Genomic DNA, 7693 nt, shown 5'->3' with positions numbered 1-7693 from the left:
TTAAGGGTACGCTTGCGCGGAACAGCCTTCTGAATTCCGGTGCCCTATATTTTCTGAATGGCGGAACTGCGGCCCCCAGCACGCTTTTCATTAGCAGCACTCCTAGCATTAAACCATAAGCGCTGGCCACGATAATGGCCGGGATTTCCAGGATACCGTGCGGTACCAACCCCTTCGCGACATACACCCAAGATTCATGGAGGAGGAGCTGCGCCCGGATTACATAACCCAAAATAATGCCGTTCGCAATCAGCGAATAGAGCGGGAGAATGCCAAACAACAGTCCGATATAAACAAAGATAATCGCTTTAAACGCATTATTAAGGAAAATGATGATGAATAGCCACAATTGCGTGTGCCGCTTTCCTTCGATGATATTTTTAAGGCCCTGCATGCCTTTAAGCTGGCTTTTGATAAAAGCGTCGAACGTGTCATAATACGCCACGCCTATAAAAATCCCCGCGCCAAACACGAGAACGGCTGCAATGAAATAATGCTTCATTTCTTTTAATACATTAAATAATTCACGAAAATTCATGGCTGGTCCCGCTTCCTTCCAATTCTGAGAATAGCATAACTGCATGGTACTAGCATACATTGTACTAATACCATTAAACAAGCCTTCCGGTGTCCGGGAGTGAAAAGGAGGTCAAGGCTGGTGAGCGGGTTCTTTTATGTACTTAACGGAAAAAAATTTAAGCAGGTGTTCATCATGTCCGTCGCCGCGTTATTCGCAGCAGGCATCGTCTATTCGGAGAGGGAGAACGTATCCGTATTCGCGCAAAACGAGCCGTCGGCTATTTACAGTATTCCCACAGAGAAAAAGGTTATCGCTCTGACTTTTGATATTAGCTGGGGGGACAAACGCACCGAGCCGATCCTGCAGGTGTTGGAAAACAAAGGAGTGAAAAACGCGACCTTTTTTCTCTCTTCCCCTTGGAGCAAAAGCCATCCTGAGATTGTGAAACGCATAATGAAATCCGGATTCGAAATCGGCAGCCACGGCCATAAGCACGAGAACTACAGTACCTTGACCGACGAGGAAATCCGCACTCAGATTCAAACCGCGCATAGCATTTTATCGGAAGTAACTGGAACGCAGCCTAAGCTCATTCGTCTGCCGAATGGCGATTTCAATAAAAGAGTGCTCCAAATCGCCAAGGACTTAAATTATACCGTCGTGCAGTGGGACACCGATTCCCAGGACTGGTTAAATAAAGGGGTGGATGACATTATCAACCGCGTCGTAACGAAGGCGCATCCGGGAGATATCGTTCTGCTGCATGCAAGCGACTCCTGCAAACAAACGGCCGAAGCACTCCCCGTCATCATCGATAAGCTGAGGGACAAAGGCTACGAATTCGTCACTGTCAGCCAATTGATGAAACAGTCATCGGTGCAGCATCAACAGGTTGGGGATCCTACAATGCGGCCGATACAATGAACGTCAAAAGGAAAAGAGCTGGGATAACCTAGCTCTTTTTGCTGTCCACTATTTTGTGCAGGGTCAGTATTTGCCATGCGTTGCAGAAAATCAGCGGAACGATCATAAACAAGGAAGAAGAAACGCTGTTCAGCCTGAGGGAGGGAATTGCTTCCAAAACGGTGACCGCGGACATAAAAAACAATGTGGGAATAAATGCGTTGTAATTCGTTAATTTCACTTTCCAATAAGCGACGGCGAAAGAAACGATAAGGATAACCACAGCTATAGGAACAAAGTTCTGCCATACGACTTGGCCAAACACGAGAACTATGCAAATCAAAGCAATCTGGATATATTCCCAGGCTCTCTTGCTTCTGATCATGCCAATCATCATAAAACGAAACATCAAATAAGCAAAAAAGGCCGTTTGGCTGATCACACTGATCAAAAACCCTGCAAGTATCATATTAAACACATTAAAGCCAACCCCGGACAACCCCATAACCGCAAAATTCCGATCCTGCGCCTGGAGAACGACTCCAATGACTAACGCTGACGCAGCGCCAATTACCAAACTTGTCCAGAATAAATGAAACCACTTTCTTAACGTCACTAACCATGTCCCCCACTTCAATGATTCTCCGATAGTTAATTGTACCAACCTTCGCAATAAAAAGCTATCAACGACACAACATAAACCGCGTTAAACCACACATAATAGGAACATCATTGTTGGGAAGGGAGCACTAATTATGATAAATAAACGGTGGGTGTTGGCCATACCTGCAACCGCAATGGCACTTATGCTGTCCTCATGCACATCCGGAGGCTCCCAGCAGCAGGGCCAAAGCTATAAAGAAACGAAGACGATGGTGCTGGATATTCTGAAGTCGGAAGACGGAAAGAAAGCCGTTATGGATGCGCAAGGCGGCGGAGCTGGCGGCGGCCAGGGCGGCGGTGACGGCAGTGGAGGCGGCGGTTCCGCGGGCGGAGCCGGCGGCGGAGCTTCTGGCGGTGGCGGCAGTATGAAGTCGCTTTCCACAGAGCAGGTCACCATGCTGCAGTCCACTGTGAAAGATGTTCTTACATCGCCGGGCAGCACCCAGTTTCTGCAAACCCTGATGAAAGATCCCAAATTTGCCGGAGACTTCGCTAAAGCTGTGCAGAAGGAAGACAAGCAGCTCCACAAGGACCTGATGAAAGATCCCGAGTACCAGAGAGATCTCATTACAATTATGAAAAATCCGGAATATGAAAGAGTGCTGATGGATACCATGAAAGGCACTCAATACAGACAGCAGATCATGTCCGTTATCAATGAATCCATGCAAAGCCCCTTGTTTAAAATGCAGCTAGTCGAACTAATGAAAAAGGCGTTGGAAGAACAGCACGCGATGCCAAAAGCCACTTCCGATCAGCAGGGTAAAGAAGGTGGTGACAAAGATAAAGGCGGAGACAAGGATAAAGGCGGAGATAAAAGCAAAGCAGGCGGGGATAAGAGCAAAGACGAAAGCGGCGGCGCTGATACTGGCGGCGGTGGTGGCGGTTCATAATAAAAAAAGGGGAGCCAGCGATGCGCCGGTTCCCCTTTGGATTCCCTAATATTTATTGATCACTAGATCGGCAATTTCCATGTATATTTTCCCTGCAACTGTGTCCGCATGATAAACGGAAGGTGAATATTCCTGCTCGCTTATGCTATTCTCCGGAGCTCCCAGTGGAATTTGCGCCAGCAGCTGGGTGTGCAGTTCCTCGGCCAGCTTTCCTCCGCCGCCGCGCCCAAACACATACTGCTTGTCCCCGCACTTGCCGCATTCAAAATAAGCCATATTCTCGATAACGCCAAGAATTTCATGTTCTGTCTTGATAGCCATGGCTCCGGCACGCGCCGCCACGAAAGCGGCTGTAGCATGCGGCGTAGTGACGATAATTTCCTTGCTGTGGGGAATCATGCTGTGAACATCCAAAGCGACGTCCCCGGTGCCCGGAGGAAGATCTAAAAGCATATAATCGAGCTCACCCCAGTTTACTTCCCCGAAAAAGTTCTTTAACATTTTGCCCAGCATCGGTCCCCGCCAAATGATTGGAGCGTTATCTTCGACAAAAAATCCCATAGACATCACTTTTACGCCAAAGCGCTCTACCGGAATAATGCGGTCGTTGACTAATTGCGGTCGTTCTTCGATCCCCATCATATCCGGCACGCTAAATCCGTAAATATCGGCATCGATGATACCGACTTTCTTGCCCTTTCTGGCTAAAGCTGCAGCCAAGTTCACTGTAACCGTGGACTTGCCGACTCCACCCTTGCCGCTCGCTATGGCAATAAATCGGGTTTTGGAGCCGGGAGAAAGAAGCGATTGGTTCTCAGCTTCCGAAATTGTTTCTTGTGGAACATTGTCGTTTCTGGTCGCTGCAGAGATCTGGCTTTTGTCATAGTCGGTGATCAGTCTAAAACGGATATGAACTTCTTTGGCTCCGAGATTTCGTATGGCATGTGAGGCCATCTGTTTAAACTGATTTTTATAATTTTCGTCCTGGGATGTCACAATTAAAGTTAGAGACACACTGTCTTCTTTTATAAGAATATCCCGTACAAAATTAAGCCGCGTAATGCTTTGTTGATACTGTGGTTCGATAAATCCGTTTAAAGCTTGCAATACTTGTTCTCTGGTCAGCATAAGACACCTCGGTTGTCACGTTGTAATTAATAATGTTATTATATCACAATTTTACGGAGTTCCTAATTTTTCGCCGGAATAGTAACGAAGAATGCCCTGGTAGATGGCGGCGGCCACCTTTTTCTGATAATTTTCGTCTTCCATTAATTTAGCCTCTTCAGGATTGGAAAGGAACCCGACTTCCACTAAAGCCCCGGGGATTTTTAAAGTTTTCAGCAAATAAACCGTTTTATCGGCTTCTTTGGCCACCCTGTCCGTGTTCTGGAGATTTTTCTTAAGTTCGTCCTGGATTAATGCGGCCAAGATGGGATTGTCCTTGTGGTTGCGATAGTAAAAGGTTTGGGCCCCTGACCATCTGGGAGACGGAATGGCATTCAAGTGAACGCTCAAGAACAAATCGGATTTATTATCGGTTATAAACCGGGCTCGCCGTACCAAATCCTGAGTCTTCCGCGCGCTGTAACCCTTGGTATTTTCGTCTGCCAAATCTTTATCTTCTTCCCTTGTCATCACAACGACCGCGCCTGCCTGCTGCAAATAATCCCTGACATATTTGGTGATCGCCAAGGTGATATTCTCTTCAAATGTGCCCTCTTTGCTCTTGGCCCCTCCGTCGGCGCCGCCGTGCCCCGCGTCTAATGCGATAGTCTTTCCGGACAACGGAAGGGTCCAATAGGTCCAGGTTTTGGTGGCGGGCAGCTCGTAAGTGAACAGGAAGACCAGCAGCATTATCAATGCCGCGGAGGAGACCAGTTTAATGGTGCTTTGATATGTAATCCAAATAACCCACCTTTTTCTTCTTCTGGGCATAAAAAAATCCACCTCTACTCCCTATAGACTCTGTATGATCTATATGGGACAGGGTGGACGAATATGACTACTCCTTGGCTGACGAAGTCAATTGTTCGGACATTCCTTGGATAAGCACCTCAGCCACTTCCGGCCTGGTAAATTCCGCTGGCGGACGTTGGCCGTCTCTAAGCAGCGCCCTAACCTTCGTCCCGGATAAATGCAGATGGTCTGAAGCCGGATGAGGGCAGGTTTTGCTTGAAGCCATGTTGCCGCATTTGGTGCAGAAGAAGCTGTGCTCAAAGAACAACGGAGTGATTCCCAGCTCTTCGGCGGTAAAGTTTCGGAATATCTCCTGCGCCTCGTAAGTGCCGTAATAATCACCTACACCTGCGTGATCGCGGCCTACGATGAAATGGGTACATCCGTAGTTTTTGCGGACCATGGCGTGGAATATCGCTTCTCTGGGTCCAGCATAGCGCATAGCTGCCGGGAACACTCCGAGAAAGCTGCGGTCTTTGGGATAATAGTTGTCAAGCAGGACGAGGTAGCTGCGCATTCTGACTTCCGCCGAGATGTCATCCGATTTGGTTTCTCCGACCAGAGGATTTAAGAAAAGGGCATCTACAATTTCCATAGCGGACTTCTGGATGTATTCATGCGCTCTGTGCACTGGATTTCTGGTTTGGAACCCTACAACCGTCTTCCACCCTTTTTCAGCAAAAATCTTTCTTGTTTCAGACGGATCAAAATAAAATTCTTGAAACTTCGAAGGCTGCGGGCGGTTCAGAACCTGAATCGGTCCGCCTACATAGGTCGAAGGTCTGGATAACAGCTTTTGAACTCCTGGATGCGCCATATCATTCGTTTTAAATACTTTCAGTGCTTCGTTATGTTGATCCGCCTCATAGATGCTCTGCACGTCCAAAAGGCCGTATATAACCCCGTCAGCTTCCCCTACAAGGGCTACCTGCTCACCGACCGTAAGAGTCTCCGCTATGATTGGCTCCACCGCCAAGGTAATCGGTATGCTCCAAACCGTTCCGTTCGTCAGGCGCATGGATTCCACGACAGAGTGGTAATCCTTCTCTGCCATGAATCCGGTAAGCGGTGAAAAAGCCCCCACACCGATCAGATCAAGATCCGAGACGGCCCAGGCATTGATTTTGATCTGATTCAGGGATTTCGCTTTCTCCTCCAAAGCCGTCTTGTGGTCTGCAGATACGATTCTATTGATCAGGGTCCCGCCATGAGCTTGAATTGTCTCTTTCATGTAATGACCTCCAATGATTGTAATAGGCTCATCTTATTTGTGAAGTCCGCACTCCGTTTTCTCAAATCCCGACCAACGGCCAGCTCTTGGGTCTTCTCCGGCAAATACCTGACGTGTGCAATGGGAGCATCCGATGCTCGGATAGTTGTTGTCATGCAGTGGGTTGTAGATCACATTGTTGCTGCGGATATAATTCCACACATCTTCGGACGTCCAGCTGGCAAGCGGGTTGAATTTGATCAGTCCGAATTTCACATCATATTCCACTTTCTTGGCATTAGCCCTTGTCGGCGCTTGGTCTCTGCGGATTCCGGTGATCCATGCGTCGTAATTGGCAAGAATTTTCGTAAGCGGATCTACTTTGCGGATGTTGCAGCATTGAGTAGGATCGGATTTCCACAATTCTTCGCCAAACTGGCCTGCCTGCTGATCCAAAGTGAGCGATGGCTCCACCTGGATGAATTGCACACCGTAATATTCTTGCAGCCGGTTCCGCGTTTCATAGGTTTCTTGAAAATGGACGTTAGTATCCAAATAGAAAATATCGGTCTGCGGACTTACCTTTTGCAGCATATCGACCAAAACGACGTCCTCCGCTCCAAAGCTGCACGCCAACGTTATATTAGGGAATCTGTCTACAGCCCATTCAATGATGGCTTCAGGAGATTGGTTTTCCAAATCGACTGCGGCCTGATTAACCAAAGCTTCTTTCTCAAACAAGTTCATAGGAAAAGTCCTCCTTGATAATTCCGACTATATTTATAAGGATTTAAGTATTTACTTTAATTATAAAAGGTTTCTACTTTATGTCAATATGAAATTTTCCTCTCACTTGACAGCTATCTTATCGTATGGAGAAAGGCATTTCTAGGTGCTTGACTGCCTATGTTCTTCATACAATGCCCACAAAGTCAGATAGACCTCCCGCAGATTATTCCGTTAGAGCGGGTACTGCTCGCACCGAAAGCTACAAAAAGCATGATTGCGCTTCATCGAATTGGCTCTGACTTAAAACTCTCGATATTACTTTACGAGCGGTCCGCAGTACACAAAAAAGCACCCTTTTCTGCCGTTTGCAGAAAAAAGTGCTTTGACTTGCCTGCCCGTAAATCTTAACGCTTGGAGAACTGAGGAGCGCGGCGGGCAGCTTTCAAGCCGTACTTTTTACGTTCTTTCATACGAGGGTCACGAGTCAGGAATCCGGCTCTTTTCAAAGATCCGCGGAATTCCGGGTCTGCTTTCAGCAGCGCACGGGAAATTCCGTGACGGATAGCTCCCGCTTGGCCGGACATGCCTCCGCCATGAGCAATAACCAATACATCGTATTTGTCCAATGTTTCTGTAAGATTCAAAGGCTGTTTCACGATCAGTTTCAAAGTTTCAAGACCGAAATACTCATTCAGGTCACGTTTATTAACGAGGATGCGTCCTTCGCCCGGTACGAGACGAACACGTGCTACCGAATGCTTACGACGACCTGTTCCATAATATTGAACTTGTGCCACGAGTTATCCTCCCTTTCAA

The 7693-nt window shown here is 47.6% G+C and carries 9 protein-coding genes (1 of these 9 running past the window's edge); 2 read left to right on the top strand and 7 right to left on the bottom strand.

What is annotated here, in order from left to right; translation table 11 throughout:
• On the bottom strand, nt 1-538 hold the 5' portion of the coding sequence (locus ACZ5N7_RS15800) for a stage II sporulation protein M (protein ID WP_464655517.1). Its footprint begins 77 nt before the window's first position; only the first 538 of its 615 coding nucleotides appear in the window; it begins with the start codon at nt 536-538; the stop codon falls past the left edge of the window.
• Nucleotides 539-712: 174 nt separating this feature from the next.
• Between ACZ5N7_RS15800 and pdaB the strand changes: the two genes are divergently transcribed.
• Nucleotides 713-1444 (top strand): polysaccharide deacetylase family sporulation protein PdaB, encoded by a 732-nt coding sequence (gene pdaB, locus ACZ5N7_RS15795; protein ID WP_464659309.1) that lies wholly within the window; start codon nt 713-715, stop codon nt 1442-1444.
• A 28-nt stretch (nt 1445-1472) separates the two neighbouring features.
• Here pdaB and ACZ5N7_RS15790 read toward each other — a convergent pair whose 3' ends face one another.
• The gene (locus tag ACZ5N7_RS15790; RefSeq protein WP_464655515.1) at nt 1473-2039 is read right to left on the bottom strand and encodes a KinB-signaling pathway activation protein; all 567 of its coding nucleotides are present in this window, start codon (nt 2037-2039) and stop codon (nt 1473-1475) included.
• A gap of 139 nt (nt 2040-2178) precedes the next feature.
• Between ACZ5N7_RS15790 and gerD the strand changes: the two genes are divergently transcribed.
• Nucleotides 2179-2979: a spore germination lipoprotein GerD gene (gerD, locus tag ACZ5N7_RS15785; protein ID WP_464655513.1), complete on the top strand. Its 801-nt coding sequence runs from the start codon at nt 2179-2181 to the stop codon at nt 2977-2979.
• A gap of 45 nt (nt 2980-3024) precedes the next feature.
• Here the strand turns inward: gerD and ACZ5N7_RS15780 are convergent, their stop codons facing one another.
• From ACZ5N7_RS15780 to rpsI, 5 genes are all read right to left on the bottom strand, one after another.
• Nucleotides 3025-4107 carry an Mrp/NBP35 family ATP-binding protein gene (locus tag ACZ5N7_RS15780; RefSeq protein WP_464655511.1) on the bottom strand — a complete coding sequence of 361 codons (1083 nt, stop codon included), beginning with the start codon at nt 4105-4107 and terminating at the stop codon, nt 3025-3027.
• A 51-nt stretch (nt 4108-4158) separates the two neighbouring features.
• Nucleotides 4159-4917 carry an N-acetylmuramoyl-L-alanine amidase CwlD gene (gene cwlD, locus ACZ5N7_RS15775; protein ID WP_464655509.1) on the bottom strand — a complete coding sequence of 253 codons (759 nt, stop codon included), beginning with the start codon at nt 4915-4917 and terminating at the stop codon, nt 4159-4161.
• A gap of 67 nt (nt 4918-4984) precedes the next feature.
• The gene (gene sat, locus ACZ5N7_RS15770; RefSeq protein WP_464655507.1) at nt 4985-6169 is read right to left on the bottom strand and encodes a sulfate adenylyltransferase; all 1185 of its coding nucleotides are present in this window, start codon (nt 6167-6169) and stop codon (nt 4985-4987) included.
• Between the two features lie 33 nt (nt 6170-6202).
• The gene (locus ACZ5N7_RS15765; protein ID WP_464655505.1) at nt 6203-6895 is read right to left on the bottom strand and encodes a phosphoadenylyl-sulfate reductase; all 693 of its coding nucleotides are present in this window, start codon (nt 6893-6895) and stop codon (nt 6203-6205) included.
• Nucleotides 6896-7281: 386 nt separating this feature from the next.
• Nucleotides 7282-7674, bottom strand: coding sequence for a 30S ribosomal protein S9 (rpsI, locus tag ACZ5N7_RS15760; protein WP_464655503.1), 393 nt, complete (start codon nt 7672-7674; stop codon nt 7282-7284).
• Nucleotides 7675-7693: the final 19 nt, after the last annotated feature.

This window comes from Paenibacillus sp. JCM 18996 (genome assembly GCF_055392555.1).
This window is presented reverse-complemented; position numbering and strand designations above follow the sequence as displayed.

What these genes read in the sequence shown, in the direction of transcription:
- ACZ5N7_RS15780 (WP_464655511.1), bottom strand. Translation starts at nt 4,107, where the DNA reads ATGCTGACCAGAGAACAAGTATTGCAAGCTTTAAACGGATTTATCGAA.
- pdaB (WP_464659309.1), top strand. Translation starts at nt 713, where the DNA reads ATGTCCGTCGCCGCGTTATTCGCAGCAGGCATCGTCTATTCGGAGAGG.
- gerD (WP_464655513.1), top strand. Translation starts at nt 2,179, where the DNA reads ATGATAAATAAACGGTGGGTGTTGGCCATACCTGCAACCGCAATGGCA.
- sat (WP_464655507.1), bottom strand. Translation starts at nt 6,169, where the DNA reads ATGAAAGAGACAATTCAAGCTCATGGCGGGACCCTGATCAATAGAATC.
- cwlD (WP_464655509.1), bottom strand. Translation starts at nt 4,917, where the DNA reads ATGCCCAGAAGAAGAAAAAGGTGGGTTATTTGGATTACATATCAAAGC.
- ACZ5N7_RS15765 (WP_464655505.1), bottom strand. Translation starts at nt 6,895, where the DNA reads ATGAACTTGTTTGAGAAAGAAGCTTTGGTTAATCAGGCCGCAGTCGAT.